Origin of the sequence: Streptomyces sp. HUAS ZL42 (genome assembly GCF_040782645.1) — a bacterium.
In the GTDB taxonomy this organism is placed as follows: Bacteria; Actinomycetota; Actinomycetes; order Streptomycetales; family Streptomycetaceae; genus Streptomyces.
In genome coordinates this window covers 6,277,844-6,294,110 of record NZ_CP160403.1, presented here as the reverse complement: position 1 = coordinate 6,294,110, position 16,267 = coordinate 6,277,844, and the positions used below count along the sequence as shown (strand labels likewise).

General features: G+C 71.6%; 9 protein-coding genes. All 9 read right to left on the bottom strand.

Going from position 1 to position 16,267, the window contains the following annotated elements:
• Positions 1-40 precede the first annotated feature (40 nt).
• Positions 41-1,324 carry a nucleotide sugar dehydrogenase gene (locus ABZO29_RS28845; RefSeq protein WP_367323087.1) on the bottom strand — a complete coding sequence of 428 codons (1,284 nt, stop codon included), beginning with the start codon at positions 1,322-1,324 and terminating at the stop codon, positions 41-43.
• Positions 1,325-1,333: 9 nt separating this feature from the next.
• Entirely contained in the window at positions 1,334-3,040 is a 1,707-nt protein-coding gene (locus ABZO29_RS28840; RefSeq protein WP_367323086.1) for a glycosyltransferase family 2 protein, read from the bottom strand.
• On the bottom strand, positions 3,037-4,620 hold the full coding sequence (locus tag ABZO29_RS28835) for a glycosyltransferase family 4 protein (protein WP_367323085.1): 1,584 nt from the start codon (positions 4,618-4,620) through the stop codon (positions 3,037-3,039). The genes ABZO29_RS28840 and ABZO29_RS28835 overlap by 4 nt, the downstream gene beginning before the upstream one ends.
• Positions 4,621-4,640: 20 nt before the next feature.
• Positions 4,641-7,229: a glycosyltransferase family 4 protein gene (locus ABZO29_RS28830; RefSeq protein ID WP_367323084.1), complete on the bottom strand. Its 2,589-nt coding sequence runs from the start codon at positions 7,227-7,229 to the stop codon at positions 4,641-4,643.
• Positions 7,230-7,328: 99 nt separating this feature from the next.
• The gene (locus tag ABZO29_RS28825; protein ID WP_367323083.1) at positions 7,329-8,348 is read right to left on the bottom strand and encodes a Gfo/Idh/MocA family protein; all 1,020 of its coding nucleotides are present in this window, start codon (positions 8,346-8,348) and stop codon (positions 7,329-7,331) included.
• The gene (locus tag ABZO29_RS28820) at positions 8,345-9,460 is read right to left on the bottom strand and encodes a DegT/DnrJ/EryC1/StrS family aminotransferase (RefSeq protein ID WP_367323082.1); all 1,116 of its coding nucleotides are present in this window, start codon (positions 9,458-9,460) and stop codon (positions 8,345-8,347) included. Before ABZO29_RS28820 ends, ABZO29_RS28825 begins: the two co-directional genes overlap by 4 nt.
• Before the next feature lie 495 nt (positions 9,461-9,955).
• Positions 9,956-14,059, bottom strand: coding sequence for an Rne/Rng family ribonuclease (locus ABZO29_RS28815; RefSeq protein WP_367323081.1), 4,104 nt, complete (start codon positions 14,057-14,059; stop codon positions 9,956-9,958).
• A 256-nt stretch (positions 14,060-14,315) separates the two neighbouring features.
• Positions 14,316-15,095 carry a TIGR03936 family radical SAM-associated protein gene (locus ABZO29_RS28810; RefSeq protein ID WP_367323080.1) on the bottom strand — a complete coding sequence of 260 codons (780 nt, stop codon included), beginning with the start codon at positions 15,093-15,095 and terminating at the stop codon, positions 14,316-14,318.
• A gap of 48 nt (positions 15,096-15,143) precedes the next feature.
• On the bottom strand, positions 15,144-16,232 hold the full coding sequence (locus ABZO29_RS28805; RefSeq protein WP_367323079.1) for a hypothetical protein: 1,089 nt from the start codon (positions 16,230-16,232) through the stop codon (positions 15,144-15,146).
• Positions 16,233-16,267 lie beyond the last annotated feature (35 nt).

Below are 16,267 nucleotides of genomic sequence, written 5' to 3'. Positions count from 1 at the left end.
CGGCCGGATGGCCGGGGCCGCATCGTACGACGGTCGGCTGTCAGCCGCCGATGACTACCCGGCGAACGCCCTTCCAGGCCTCCGGATCGGTGGTCCGGCGCCCGTCGACCAGCACCTTGACGTCCGGCAGGTCGGCCGGCGTGAGGAAGCGGTACTCGGCGTGGTCCGCCTGCAGGACCGCCGCGGTGACCTTCTCGCCCCGGTGCGGGGTGAGGCCGTGCGCCGCGAGCTCGTCGGCCGTGTACATCGGGTCCGAGACGAACGGGACGGCGCCCCGCGCCTTGAGCGCCTCGACCGTCGGAAAGACGCCCGAGAAGGCCGTCTCCTTGACGCCGCCGCGGTAGGCCGCGCCCAGGACGAGGACGTTCACGCCGGTCAGGTCGCCGTACGCGGCCGCCAGCAGGTCCACCGCGTACTCCGGCATCGCGGCGTTCGCCTCGCGGGCGGAGCGCACGACGGTCGCCGCCGGGTCGTTCCACAGGTACATCCGCGGGTAGATCGGGATGCAGTGGCCACCGACGGCGATGCCCGGCTGGTGGATGTGGCTGTACGGCTGCGAGTTGCAGGCCTCGATGACCTTCTTGACGTCGATGCCGTTCTGGTCGGCGAACCGGGCGAACTGGTTCGCGAGGCCGATGTTGACATCGCGGTACGTCGTCTCGGCGAGCTTGGCCAGCTCAGAGGCCTCGGCCGTGCCCAGGTCCCACACACCGTTCGGCTGGGGCAGGTCGTCGCGGGCGTCGAAGTCCAGGACCTGCCCGTAGAACTCCACACCGCGGGCCGTCGACGCCTCGTCGACGCCGCCGACCAGCTTCGGGTAGCGGCGCAGGTCGGCGAAGACCCGGCCGGTCAGCACCCGTTCCGGCGAGAAGACCAGGTGGAAGTCCTCACCGGCGGTCAGGCCCGAGCCCTCGGCCAGCATCGGCGCCCAGCGGGTGCGGGTGGTGCCGACCGGCAGCGTGGTCTCGTACGAGACGAGCGTGCCCGGCTTGAGGCCCTGGGCGATCGCCTTGGTCGCGGCGTCCATCCAGCCGAAGTCCGGCACGCCCTCGGCGTCGACGAACAGCGGGACGACCACGACGACGGCCTCGGACTGCGCGACCGCGTCCGTGGTGTCCGTCGTCGCGCTCAGCAGCCCGGCGTCGACGGCCTGCTTCAGCTTGACGTCCAGGTCGTTTTCACCGGGGAACGGCTCGACACCGGCGTTGACCAGCTCGACGACCTTCTCGTTGACGTCCGCGCCGATGACCCGGTGGCCCTTGGAGGCGAACTGCACGGCCAGCGGGAGACCGATCTTGCCGAGCGCTACTACACAGATGTTCATGGAGGGTCGCTACTTCCTTTTGGAACCGTTCGGCTTCTTGGAGCCGATCGACTTCGACTTCTTGGCACCGCTCGACCTCAGGGCGACGGCCTTGGACTTCAGTTTCCGGACGAGCCCCCCCAGTGCCCGCCGGACCAGAGCCCGCTTCGGGGGATACAGCTGGGCGGTGTCGATCACGACACGCCCCTTGGGGTTGACCACGGCCGACGCGCGGTACGGATCGCCTTCCGGACCCCACAGCCGGGCCAGCGGCATGGGCAGCCCCTGGCCGCGCACGGGGATCTCGTACGTCGATCCCGCGACGTCGACGTACAGCCGGACGCCCAGTTTGACGGTGCGCTGCTCCAGCGGGACGCGGGCGTGCAGCACCGTGCCGGTGCCGTCCTGCGCGGGCTCCGACGTGAACGTGCCCACCGGCGCCGGCAGTTGGTGGTCGGCCTTCAGCCTCCGGGCCTTGGGCTTGTCCGCCGACTTGGGCATGGCGCCCCGCATCAGCCGCAGGACGGCGCCGTCCACGTCACCGAGGACGCCCACCTTCACCGAGGCGGTGTAGGCCATCCGGTCGTCCTCCTGCTCCCAGCCGGAGGCGAGCAGTTCGGTGCCGCCGGCCAGCCGGCCCGGGACGGCTTCCCCCACCAGCTCGTAGCAGCGGTCGGCCAGGCCGATGCGAGGGTCGCGGAAGCCCGGGTAGCGGGCGTAGGCGCGGTCGCCCTCGACGACGAACGGGGGCGCGCCATTCTCCTTCTCCGAGGTGATGGCCTCGCACAGCTCGTCGACCGCGCCGGCCCGGGCCAGACAGATCCGCACCCGGCGCTTGACGTCCATGGCGTCGCGGATGCCGTCGGTGAAGTAGGTGTCCGCGAGCTTCGCGATGCCCGTGCAGATCTCGCGCCGCAGTGCGCCGTCCAGGGCCGGGAAGTCGTCCTGGACGAGCTTGGCCAGCTCCCAGGTGAAGTGCCGGCGCAGGACCGCGTCGCGCTTCGGGCCCGCTTCGATGAGGTCGGCGGTGAAGTCCATGATCTCGGCCGTGCACCGCAGGCGCGCCAGATGGTCGGCGCGGTAGGTGATGTTGCTGGCGTCGCCCCGCTTCACCGCGTAGTAGCAGGTGTAGTCGGCCACCACGGAGATCTTCTTCGCGCGGACGCACGCCTCTATGGTGAACGGCTGGTCGCTGCCCACGGGCAGATGCTCGGGGAAGCGCAGCTTGTGCTGTTCGACCAGCTCACGGCGGAACAGCTTGGTGTTGGCGAGGGTGAAGGGCAGCGCGGAGTCGTAGAGGCTGACGTCCGGGTCGCTCTCCTTGTACAGCGCCTGGTGCACGTACCGGCCGTTGGTGCCGACCATCTTGCCGACGACGACGTCCGAGCCGTTCTTGTCGGCGCACTTCACCATGCGCTCCAGCGCTTCCTCGCCGAGGTAGTCGTCGGAGCCGATGAAGTAGACGTAGCGGCCCGTGGCCACCTCCAGCGCGCGGTTGCTGGGGGCGGCCGGGCCGCCGGAGTTCGCCTGGTGGATCACCTTGACGGTGTCCGGGTAGCGCTCGGCGAAGCGGTCGAGCTCGGCGCCGCTGTCGTCGGTGGAGCCGTCGTCGACCGCGACGATCTCCAGCCGCTTGCGGCCGATGCTCTGCCCGATCAGGGAGTTCAGGCACTCCGTCAGGTAGGGCATGGTGTTGTAGACAGCGACGACGACGGTGACGTCCGGAGCCGTGCTCATGAGCCCACCTTCGGTGATCTGGAGACGAGACGGGTGTAGAGCCCGTCCAGGACCTCGGCCTGTGCCTCCCAGGTCCAGGTGTCGAGCAGACCGGGCTTGTCGTAGGCCGCCGTGTACTTGTCGGGCTCGGCCAGCACGGCCTTGATCGCGCGTACGAGGTCGTCGACGTCCTCGGCCCGGCAGACCTCGCCCTGGCCCGTGGCGCGGGTCACCTCGGACATGGTCTTCACATCGCTCACCACCAGCGGCAGCCGGGCGTGCGAGTACTCGAAGAACTTGGTGATGAGGGCGATCTCGTGGTTGGGCCAGTGGTGGATCGGGATGCAGCCCACGTTCGCCGCGGACAGGAAGCGGACCACCTGCCAGTGCTTGACGTACGGGACGGCGTGCAGCCGGTCGCCGACGCCGAGTTCCTGGGCGCGGCCGAGCAGGCCCTGGATGTAGGCGGCCGCGGGCGCGGGGACGACGAACGCCATGTGGACGCCGTCCAGCTTCGGCAGGGCCTCCACCATGTCGCCGAGGCCGCGCTGCGGGCCGGGCGAGCCGCTGTAGACGACGAGGGGTACGTCCGGTCCGATGCCGCACAGCTCGCGCAGGTCCGGCTCCGGTTCGCCGTCCTCGATCGCCTGGTCCCGCTCGACGGGACGGTCGGGGGCGTTGAGCACGACGGTCGGCTGCTCCTTGAGGCCGTGGCGCTCGCGCAGCAGGTCGGCCAGGCCCTCGGAGACGGTGACCACGGCGTCGGCGAACGGGGCGTACTCGCTCTCGTGCGCGGTGTTGCCGGGAATCCAGTGGGCGTTGTCCTCCCAGGGGCGCACCCCGGGCAAGAACTCGTGGGCGTCCCACACCAGCTTGACGGTGCGGCCCTTGGCACGTGCGCGGACGGCCGCGCGGGCGCCGACACCGAGCATCCGGAAGTCGTTGGCGTGGATGAGATCGGGCTCGAGGGCGTCGATCTCCTTGCCGTAGGTCAGTTCGTAGTCCCACAGCACCGGTTCGAGGCGGCGCCAGGCGCGATTGCCCTTGAGGGCCGTCCAGCCGGCGGTGAAGGCACGGTCGACCGGCCCGCGCAGGGCGCGGCCCGCCTTCTGCGCCTGGCTGCTCTGGCGTGCGCGGAACCCGACCCACTTCTGCATGAACCTGGAGACCGGGCCGGCCACCGCGAGGCGGGCCTTCTCGGCCTTCCGGAACACGGGCGAGCCGACAGCCTGGGGCGCCACCTTCAGCGCCGCCCGGCGGGTGGCCACGTCCGCCCGCCAGGCCTTGACCCACTGGCGGCGGTAGGCGGCCATCGGCCCCGGCGGGTAGGCGAACGGACGGCGCAGCAGCGAGCGGTGCCGCTCGGCGTGCCGCTTCGCCAGGGGCGTCTTCAGCGGCAGCAGCCGGACCTCGGCGTCACCGAGCTTCCAGGTGCGGCCGTTGCCGGAGCGGACGAGGCCGAGCAGCACCACGTCCCACCCGGCGGCCGCGGCGGACTCGGCGGCCTTCTGCACTCGCGAGTCGCCGTCGACCTTGTTGTCGACCAGCATGACGACGCGGCCCTTGACGGGGCGGGGTGCGTCGGCACTCTGCGCTTCCATGAACAGCCTTTCTGAACCGGTCACTTCAGGAAATCGCTCAGGACCTGCGCGGTCCAGGACCCGTCGTGGTAGGTGCGGGCGAACTCGACGGACTGCCGGCCGATGCGGGCCGTGCCCTCGCGGTCGTCGACGAGAGACTGCACAACCTCGCGCAGGGTGTCGGGGGTGGCGCCGAGAATCGGCAGCGCGCCGTCCGTCGCCGCCTTCACACCGTCGCTGATGTAGGCGACGACGGGCTTGCCCGCCGCCATCGCCTCGACGGCGAAGGTGCCGTAGCTCCCGGTGGTGAACTGGTCGAGCACGAGATCGCAGCTCTGCACCAGCTCGCGCATCTCGGCCCACGGGATGCCTTCCGCAAGCCTGAACTCGATGAGCCCCTGGTCGTGGAGCTCGGTGAGTACCGGCATGATCCGGTCGGTGCCCTTGGTCCACCGCTTGGACGGTGCGTGGAGCACCAGCGGGCGCTTCCGTTCCATCACCGGACGGTCCGTGGCCCAGGCGGCCACGTCCACCACCAGCGGCGCCCACTTCGCGGACGGCAGGTCCTCCAGGAGGTCCGGCGTGGTGACGTACAGCGGCAGACCGGCCTCCATGGCGATCCGCTTGTTCAGCTCGGCCTTGTCCTGGAGCTTGTCCACGACGCCCTCGGGGGCGTCGTGGAAGAGCGAGAAGGGGTGGCGCGCCATGTGGTTCTCGGGGTGACGGATGTCGCTGCCGTGAGCGAGCAGCGCGACCTTGATCCGGGCCTGCTTCAGCGCGTCGAGGTCACCGGCGATGGACGAGCCGTTGAGGTAGCCGAAGACCGGCATGAACGCGTCGACCAGCAGGTGCGTGTAGCGGCCGACGATCCGTTCCACCTGCTGGAACTGGACGGCGAGTTCACGCAGCCGGGTCGCGTCGACGTACACGTCGGCCGGGTAGTCGAAGGACTCCGGGCGCTTGTTCATCACGACCTCGACGGACACGTCCGGGTTGAGGCGCGTGATCGCCTGGGCGTACGCGGCGCCCTGGCCCGCGTAGTTGGCGGGACCGAGGCCCAGCCGGATGCGGGTCTCGCCGAGCTTCTTCCACGTCGGCTGGCCGTCGCCGTCCGTGATCTCCACGGTCCGGACGGCGTCGGGGGTCTCCTGGACGGTCCAGGACACCTCGGGCCGCGGGCCGGGCGGGGTCTTCTGCGACAGCTCGCGGTACAGCTTCAGCAGCTTGCCGCTCTGGGCCTCCCAGGACAGGTCCGTCAGGACGTCCTCGGTAATGGCCGCGGCATGCTTGTCGCGGTTCTCCATGGCCCGTGCGGCGGCCTTCGCGAACGTCTTGGGGTCGTCCCAGGTCCACACCTCGCCGAGGCCGTGCTCCTCGACGTACGCCTTGATGACCTTCACGTCGCTGGTGACCAGCGGCAGCCCCGCCTGCAGGTACTCGGAGACCTTCGTCGGCAGCGACACCTCGCAGTTGGGGACGCGCTTGAAGGGCGTGAGGCCGAGGTCGGCGGAGGAGAGGTAGTCGGCGACCTCGTGCTGCGGCACGTACGGCACCAGGTGGACACGGTCCCGCACACCGAGGGTCTCGGCCTGCGCGAGCAGTTCCTCCAGCAGCGGCGTCATCCGGCCGTGCACCAGGGCGAGGTGGAAGCCGGGCAGGTCGGGCAGACCGTCGATGACGGCGTCGACACCGCGCTCCCGGCCGATCCAGCCCGAATACACCATCAGCGGCACCTCGGGGCCGAGGCCGCAGGCCTCACGCACCGACGAGGTCGACCTGCCGCCGCCGATCACCTCGCGGACCGGCGAGTTGCCCACCACCAGGGGCAGTTCCTTCAGCTTGTGGTCGCCTGCGAGCAGCTCCGCCATCTGCGGGGAGACGGTGACGACCGCGTCGGCGCGGCCGATGAACTCGGCCTCCACGGCGGGCAGCGCGTACGCCTGGCGGGCGTTGGGCCACTCCACACCCTTGATGTACTCGTGCGCGTCGTACAGCCATGCGCACTTGTGACCCCTGGCGCGCAGCCGGGCGGCGCTCTGCGCGGCCGTGGCGATCATCGTCACGTCGTTGGCGTGGATGACGTCCGGCTCGAGTTCCTCGATCACCGGCCCGAAGGCGAGGTCGAGATCGACCACCTGGGGCCAGTCACGACGCCAGTCCCGCACCGGGGCCGGGTCCGTGGGCCGCCGGCGCTGCTCCCACTTGAACGCCCTGACCCGCAGGCGGTGCACGGACCGGCGGGCGCGCAGCGCCGCCTTGATGGAGGCCCGGCGCGGGGTGCCCGCCCAGCTGCTCTCGGCGGACTTCTGACGGACCCACGCCCGGTAGCTCGCGGTGTAACGCTTCAGGGCCGCCGGGTCCTGGATGCGGAACTGGGTGGCCGCGGCCCGCAGCGGGTGGGCCTTGCGGGCGTTCACCTCGCGCAGGAACTCCGTGCCGACCGGGACACGGATCACCTGGATCGGACCCATCTTCGAGCGCTGGACGCGCTTGCCGTCGCTCCTGCCGATCAGGGTCACGTCCCACCCGTCCCGCGCCGCGGCGACAGCGGTCTTCTGTACGCGGGAGTCGCCGGTGATGCCGTTGGCGACAATCACGGCGAGGCGCGGCCGGCGGCCAGGGGATTCCATCTACAAGTTCCTCTTGGTGGAAGACAGGAGTTCGGCGTCCCCGGTTCCACGATCTGCGCGGAACCGGGGACGAGCGGTGAGGGACACGCCGGGCAGGTGTCAGGCGGTTCCACTGCCGATGTCGTCGAAGCGCAGGGACGTCCCTGCGGCCGCCGACTCCAGCACCGCCGCCGCCACCTCCACCGTTCGCATTCCCTGGCGCAGGGTGCAGATGTCGGCGGGCTTGCCGAGCACCGCGTCCCGGAACAGCTCGTGTTCGACGAGGAGCGGCTCGCGCTTCGGGATGGCGTAGCGGATCATGTCGCCCTCGGAGACACCGCGGAAGGCCTGCAGGGCCTCCCACTCGGTCGCCACCGCGGCGTTGGAGTGGAACGTCAGGTCCGCGGTGAGGGTGTCGGCGATGAAGCAGCCGCGCTCGCCGGTGACCGAGGTGAAGCGCTCCTTGAGCGGGCTGAGCCAGTTGACCAGGTGGTTGACCATGGTCCCGTCGTCGAGGCGGCCCACCGCGGAGACCATGTCCTCGTGCTGGCGACCGCTCTTGGAGACGGTGTGGGCGGCGATGGACACGTACTTGCGTCCCGTCACCCAGCCGGTGAGGTCGATGTCGTGGGTGGCGAGGTCCTTGACGACGCCGACGTCGGCGATGCGGTGCGGGAAGGGACCCTGGCGGCGGGTGACGACCTGGTAGACGTCACCGAGCTCACCGGCCTCCAGCCGGGCGCGCAGCGAGCGCAGTGCCGGGTTGCACCGCTCGATGTGGCCGACACCGGCCACCAGTCCGCGCGACTCGAAGGCCTCCACCAGGCGGCGGGCGCCCTCCACCGTGTCGGCGACCGGCTTCTCGACCAGCGCGCAGACTCCGGCCTCGGCGAGCTGCAGGCCCACCTGCTCGTGCAGCGCGGTGGGGCAGGCGACGACGGCGTAGTCGATGCCGAGCGCGACGAGCTCTTCGACGGTGTTCAGGACGGGCGAGCCCTGCGCGGCACCGTGCTTGTCCCCCATCGGGTCGACGACGCCGACGAAGTCGACGCCCTCCAGGCCGGCCAGGACGCGCGCGTGGTGGCGTCCCATGGAACCGAGGCCGACGAGTCCGGCCCGCAGCGATGTCCCCGTGGTCACAGGTGCTCCCCCAGCGCGTTCACAGCGGTCACGATGCGCTCCAGATCCTGCGCGGAAAGCGCCGGGTGAACGGGCAGCGACACGACCTCCGCGGCCGCGCGCTCCGTCTCCGGCAGCTCCCACGTGCGGCCGGCCTTCTGGTCGGGCTCCCAGTACGGCTTCAACCGGTGGATCGGCGTCGGGTAGTAGACCGCGTTGCCGATGCCCGCCTCACTGAGGCGCGCCATCGCGGCGTCCCGGTCACCCGGAACCCGGACGGTGTACTGATGGTAGACGTGGCGTGCACCCTCGGCGACCCGGGGCGTGACCACGTTCGGCGCGCTGATGTGCTCCGTCAGGTACGCGGCGTTGGCGATGCGCCGCTCGGTCCAGCCGGCGAGCTTGGCCTGCTGGACCCGGCCGATCGCGGCGGACACGTCCGTCATACGGACGTTGGCGCCGACGATCTCGTTGGCGTAGCGCTTCTCCATGCCCTGGTTGCGCAGCAGGCGCAGGGTGCGGGCGAGCTCCGCGTCCCCGGTGGTGACCATGCCGCCCTCGAGGCTGTGCATGTTCTTGGTCGGGTAGAAGCTGAACGTGCCCGCAGAGCCGAAGGCGCCGACCGGCGTGCCGTGCAGCGCGGCCGCGTGCGCCTGGCAGGCGTCCTCCACCACGGCCAGCCCGTGCCGGCCGGCGATCGCCATGATCTTGTCCATGGCGGCCGGGTGGCCGTACAGGTGGACCGGCATGATCGCCGCGGTGCGCGGCGTGAGGGCCGCCTCGACGGCCGCCGGGTCCAGACAGAAGGTGTCGGGCTCGATGTCGGCGAAGACCACGTCGGCACCGACGAGCCGCACGGCGTTGGCGGAGGCCGCGAAGGAGAACGACGGCACGATGACCTCGTCACCGGGGCCGACGCCGAGGGCGAGGAGGGTCATGTGCAGCGCGGAGGTGCCGGAGTTGACCGCGACACAGTGACGGCCGTCCACCAGCTCCGAGAACTCCGCCTCGAAGGCGGCCACCTCGGGGCCTTGTACGACCATGCCGCTGCGCAGTACCCGTACCGCTGCCTCGATCTCCTCCTCGCCGATCACAGGTTTGGCGGCCGGTATGAATTCATGGGCGTCTGTCATCGACATCCCCCTCTCTTCGGCGACCTCTTGGGCGCACCTCGTACAGCAAGGGTCGGGAAGGGACGGTGTGTCGAGCGCAGCACGTCCGCCACCCTGAAGTTCGCCAGTGCCTGTCGGCGGCGAACGGCTTTTCGCGAGAGACCTCGCCCCCCAGAAGATCTCTTGCGGGAAGTCAGCCGTATTCTCCGGGCTTGACGACCGGTCGTGCTCATCGGCTGGATCCATGGCTTGCCGACGCCATCGGAAGCTGCCATCAGAAGCCAGGACCGAAGCAACGTTACCAGCACATGGCTGTGGATTTTCCTCAGAGTTACCGCAGCGAACACTCCGCTCGGCGTGTGGTCGATCACAGGTGGCACACAGAGTGACTGATCGACAAAGCCAAGGCGACACGCTGCGGAAATGAGGGTGAACATCCGGGAATGAGCAAAAGCGCGGGACACCTGTACGGTGTCCCGCGCTTCGTGACGCGCGCCGCGCCACGGCTGGGACAGGTCAGTCCTCCGCCGTGGCCGAGACGGACGGCAGCGTCTGCTGCGCCGCCGCGGTCTTCTTCGACGTCGACTTCGCGGCCGCCTTGGTGGTCTTCGCCGCCTTCTTGGCCGTGGCCTTCTTCGCCGCCGTCTTCTTGGCCGCGGTCTTCTTGGTCGCGGCCTTCTTCGCGGTGGCCTTCTTGGCCGTCTTGCGGGCGGCCGTCTTCTTGGCCGGAGCCGCGGCCTCGGCACTGGCGGACTCGGCGGACTCCGCGGCCTCGGCACCGGACTCCGCGGGGGCCTCCGGCACCTCCGCCGACGGGACGACCACGACGGCCGTCTCCTCGGACGCGGTGGGCGCGGTGGCCTTGCGCACGGCGCGGCGCCGCGGACGGGCCGGGGCGGCACTCTCGGCCGGCGCCTCCGCCACGGGCTCCGGCTGGGCCGCGGGCTGCTCCACCGGAGCCTCGGGCGCCTGCGCCGCGGACTCGGACACCGTCACCACGGCGGCCTCCGACCCCGCGGGGGAACCTGCCGGAGCGGACACCTTCCGGGTCGCACGACGACGCGTACGGCCCTTGGGCGCGGCCTCCTCGGCGGCCGGGGCCTCGACGACCGGGTCCTCGACGGCGGCCGGCTGGGCCTGCGCGACGACGGCCTCCTCCGGCTGCACCGGCTGCTCGGCCTCCGCCTCGGCGGTGACCTCCTGAGCGGTCGGCACCTCGGCGGGGGCCGCCTGCCTCCCGGGCCCGCTCTTCGGCGCACCCGCCGGAGCCGACGCACGACGGCTCGCCCGGCGCCGGGTCCGACCGCGGGTGGCGGCGGCCTCGGCCTCCGCGACGCTGCTGTACAGCTCCTCGTCCGGCGCGAAGTCGGGGGCCGCCAGAGCGACCGGCTCGGCGACCTCGGCGACGATCTCGGCCTCGGTCTCGGCCTCCTCCTCCGCGGTCACACCGGACTCGACGGGCTCGACGATCTCCGCGGCCACGGCCTCGTGGACATGCCCGTCGCCGCGCCCGCGCTTCTTGCGCTTGCCGCCACCGGGAGCCGCCGGCTGGTCCATGTGGACGATGACACCGCGGCCGTTGCAGTGCACGCAGGTCTCGGAGAAGGACTCCAGCAGGCCCTGCCCGACCCGCTTGCGGGTCATCTGCACGAGCCCCAGCGAGGTGACCTCGGCCACCTGGTGCTTCGTACGGTCCCGGCCCAGGCACTCGAGGAGGCGCCGCAGGACGAGATCCCTGTTGGACTCCAGCACCATGTCGATGAAGTCGATGACGATGATGCCGCCGAGGTCGCGCAGCCGCAGCTGGCGCACGATCTCCTCGGCCGCCTCCAGGTTGTTCCTGGTGACGGTCTCCTCGAGGTTGCCGCCCTGACCGGTGAACTTGCCGGTGTTGACGTCGATGACGACCATCGCCTCGGTCCGGTCGATCACCAGCGAGCCGCCGCTGGGCAGCCAGACCTTGCGGTCCAGCGCCTTGGCGAGCTGCTCGTCGATCCGGTACGTGGCGAAGACGTCGACCTCGGAGGTCCACTTGGACAGCCGCTCGGCCAGGTCCGGCGCGACGTGCGAGACATACCCGTGGACGGTCTCCCAGGCGTCCTCGCCGCTGACGACGACCTTGGAGAAGTCCTCGTTGAAGATGTCGCGAACGACCCGGACGGTCATGTCCGGCTCGCCGTACAGCAGCGACGGTGCGTTCGAGCTGCCGCCGTTCTTGGACTTCTTGCGGATGTCCTCCCACTGCGCCTGCAGCCGCTCGACGTCCCGGCGCAGCTCGTCCTCGCTCGCGCCCTCGGCGGCGGTGCGCACGATGACGCCCGCGTCCTCGGGGACGATCTTCTTGAGGATGGTCTTCAGCCGCGCCCGCTCGGTGTCGGGCAGCTTGCGGCTGATACCGGTCATCGAGCCCTCGGGGACGTACACGAGGTAGCGGCCGGGGAGGGAGACCTGGCTGGTCAGACGCGCGCCCTTGTGCCCGATCGGGTCCTTGGTGACCTGGACGAGCACGGACTGCCCGGACTTCAGGGCGGACTCGATGCGCCGCGGCCCGTTGGCCATGCCCAGCGCCTCGAAGTTGACCTCACCGGCGTAGAGAACGGCGTTGCGCCCCTTGCCGATGTCGATGAAGGCGGCCTCCATCGACGGCAGCACGTTCTGCACCTTGCCCAGGTACACGTTGCCGACGTAGGAGGTCGACTGCTCCTTGTTGACGTAGTGCTCGACGAGCACGCCGTCCTCGAGGACGCCGATCTGCGTACGGTCGCCGTTCTGCCGGACGACCATCACTCGCTCGACGGCCTCACGGCGGGCCAGGAACTCGGCCTCGGTGATGATCGGAACGCGCCGGCGGCCCTGCTCACGGCCTTCCCTGCGGCGCTGCTTCTTGGCCTCGAGACGCGTGGAGCCCTTGATGGACTGCACTTCGTCGGACGGCTCGGCGGCCTTGCGCGGCTCGCGGACCTTGACGACGGTGCGCTCCGGGTCGCCGTCGCCCGGCTCGGTGTCGACGGAGGTGTCACCGGCACGGCGACGGCGCCGACGGCGGCGACGGCTGCTGGAGGACGAGCCCCCGGCCTCGTCGGCGCCGCCCTCCTCTTCGTCCTCCTCGACCTGCTCGGCGGTGTCCTCGGCGTCCTGCTCGGCCTGCTCGGCGGCGAGCTCCTCGGACTCGGCGTCCAGGGACTCGCCCGTCTCGGCGTCGGTCTCGGCGGACTCGCCGCGACGACGGCGGCGGCCACCGCGCCGACGGCGCCTGCGCGAGCCGGTGTCCTCGCTCTCGTCACCCTCGCCGGCGTCCTCGGCCGACTCCTCGGCCTCTTCGTTCTCGTCCTCGGCGGCGGCCTCGGTCACCTGGGCGGCCTCGGCCTCGTCGCCGTACCCGGCACCCCGGCGCCGGCGGCGACGCCGCGACCCGGACTGCTCCTCCGGGAGCTCCTCGGCCTCGGCGGGCTCCGGCGCCTCCTGCGCCGCCTCGGCGGCGGCTGCGGCGGCGGCCCGCTCCGGCGTCTGGAACATCGGCTCGGTGAACACGGGCGCCTGGAACACGGCGACCGCGGGCCGCGCGGGCCGGCGCGGGGCCTGGTCCTCCTCGGCCTCCGGCGCGACGGGCTGCGCGGGCGGCTCGGAGAACCCGGCGGCGGCCTTGCGGGCGACACGGCGGCGACGACGCGGGGCGGCACCCTCGGCCTCGGCGGCCTCCGCTTCCCCGGCGCCCGCGCCCACGGCAGCGGGGACCTTCGTCTCGGCGGTCTCCTCCTGCGCAGCGGCGGGCACAGCCGTCTCCGTCTCCTCGGCGGCACCCGCGGCCGGAGCGGACACGCGACGCGTGGCGCGGCGACGGGTGCGACGCGGAGCGGCATCGTCGTCGGAGTCGGGGGCCTCGGCCTCACCGGCCGCGGTGAGGGCCGGCTCGGGCTCCGGCTCCGCGCTCACCTGAGCCTCGGCGGCCTGCTCGATCTCGGCGCCCTTGGGCGCACCGGCGGGCGCGGACGCCCGGCGGGTGGCACGGCGGCGCGTACGACCGGCGGACGCCTCGGCGGCTTCGGCGATCTCAGCCACTTCGGTGACCTCGGCCACCTCGGCAGTGGGTACGACGGTCTCGGCGCTCTCGGCGGCCTCGGCCGTCACCGGAGCACCGGAGGGCGCGGACGTACGGCGGGTCGCACGACGACGCGTACGAGCGGCGGGCGCGGCCTCCTCGGCAGGCGCCTCGGCGGCGGGCGCGCTCTCCTCCGTGGCGGCAGCCGCGGGAACGACGGTCTCGGCGGCCTCGGCCGTCACCGGAGCACCGGCAGGCGCGGACGCACGGCGGGTCGCACGACGACGCGTACGAGCGGCGGGCGCGGCTTCCTCGGCAGGCGCCTCAGCGGCGGCCACCTCGGGCTCCTGGATCTCCTCGGCCTCTTCGGTCTCCTCGACCTCGGCCGTCACGACCGGAGTCTCGAGGCTCTCGAAGCCCTCGACACTCTCGTCGGTCTTCTTCTCCTCCTCGCCCTCGGCCATGGTGGCCGCCGGCGGACCGGCAGGGCGGGACGCGGCACGGCGCCGCTTGCGCGGCGGCAGGGTGTCGCTGGGTGTGGTCAGTTCGGAACCCTCGGTGGGTTCGATCGGCTCGAGCATGCGGGCGGTTCTCCCGTCAGGCTCCCGGGCGCCGCACCTGGTCCGGCGTCGATCGGTTCGATCGCCGTTGACGTCCGCGGCTCGCGCTGTGCGCGGTGCCGCCGTCCGGGGCGCGGGCGCCGCACGGGAGCTCTCTGTGTCCTGTCTCGCCGGTTCCGTACGCCGAATGCGTACGGCCTGGCGAAAGTCTTCTGGTCGGTGCGCTGCCCGACCCAGGTGGCTCCCGAGTACGAGGGCGGCGCTACGACGTCCGTCCCTACGCGGAACCTTCCGGCACCGGCGCCGTCGCGGCGGCAGCGAGAGCGGCCGTCGAGAGGGCCTCCGCTGCCTCGCGGTCGGGCGCGAGCGGGTCGGTCACCGTGCCGGTCTCTTCATCGAACAGCCCCTGCGCCAGCCTGGTCACCGCTGCGGGGACCGGCGGCGCCAGGTCGGCCACGGCGCGGAGACCGGACAGGACGTCGTCGGGTCGTACGGCAGGCGTCACGTGCCGAACAACCAGCCGCAGTATCGCACAGGGCTGGTCGGTCGGCCTATCAGCCGGTTGAGCATGTGTTTCAAGTTGTACGACCGCCGGGCGGGCGTCGAATGTCCGTACGCCGTTCTTGGTCAGGCGCTGGACCTCGACGGACTCGGCGGCATTGAAGGCGCCGACCGCGCGGTCGGCGTCGGCCGGGTCCACTCCGTCGAGCCGCAGCTCCCAGACCGAAGCCGTGAGACGGTCGGCGAGCCCGGAGATCCGGGCCTCGACCGCCTCGACGACATCGAGCCCGGCGGGGAGCGACTCGTCGAGAAGAAGCCGGAGCTTCTGCGGATCGCGCGCCTCGGTGAGCGCGATCTCCAGGTACTCCGCCTCACTGCCCGTGCCGGTGGGTGCGGCATTGGCGTACGACACCTTCGGATGCGGCGTGAACCCCGCCGAGTACGCCATCGGTACATCGGCGCGGCGCAGCGCACGCTCGAAGGCGCGCTGAAAGTCACGGTGGCTGGTGAACCGGAGGCGGCCGCGCTTGGTGTAGCGCAGTCGGATGCGCTGCACCGCGGGTGCGGGCGGCGGGCCTTCGGGCTGTCGCTTGCCCAGTGTCGTTCAGTCCTTCGTGAGAGCGGTCGTGCTGCTACCAAGAGTACGTGTCTCGCGGCCCGTGGGTTCCCGCCGGGCCACCGCCTGCGCCTGCCGCTGCTCCCCGAAGAGCATCCGCCGGAAGTCGGCGCGGGCCTGCCGCACGGACTCGCGGGCGGCCTCCAGTGCCTGCCGGGTCGCCCGCCCCACGCTGCGCGCCATCTGGGCCGCGGGCCGCAGGACGGTGTCCCGGACTGCGTGCCCGACGGGGGTGAGGACCGACTTGTACACCCACCGCACAGGCTCCACGAAGATCCACCGGAAGAGTTTCCCGAGGAACCGCCCGACGGCCAGCGAGATGTGCCCGGCGACCCGCCAGGCATGCCCGAGCGCGTCCCACACCTCGCGACCGATGACGGCGAGGCCCCGCCCGACGGGCGCAAGGACCCAGCGCCACAGGGCGAGCGCGGGCAGAACGACAAGGACCCAGGCGATCCAGTACAGGGCGACACCGATCCCGCTGACGAGCACGGCAACCAGCCGGCCGAGCCCGCTGACACACCGGGCGATCGCCCGCCCGACGGGCGCGAGGACCCATTCGTACAGCCATACGACGGGCACGGTGACGAGGTGGCGCACCAGCCAGGCCACGGCGGTGTGCACGCCGGTCCCGACGGCGGCGAGCACGGCCCCGAGTCCCTTGAGGAGCCACATGAAGGCGTGCCCGAGCGGCGTCAGCACGCGCGCGTACACCCACACAAGGGCGTGCCCCAGGGGAGTGAGCACGTTCCGGTGGAACCACACGAGCGGCACGACGACGAGCACGTACCCGAGCCACCCGAGCGCCTTGCCGAAGGGCACGACGACATACCGCCACAGCGCGACGAACGGCAGGACGAACACGGCCTTCCCGAGCCACAGCAGTGCGCGCCAGGCCGGCCGGAACACCGTGTCCCGCAGGAACCGTCCGGCGACGACCAGCGCGTCCCACGCCACCCGCACCGGGACGACCAGCACGAGCACGACGATCCGCACGGGTATCCGGATCGCGACGACGAGACACCCCTCGGGCGTCTGCGGCGCGGGCTGCCGCGCGGGCGGTTTCTCCAGGTCCATACCGACGTAGACGCCTCGATCGCCCGGACGGATGC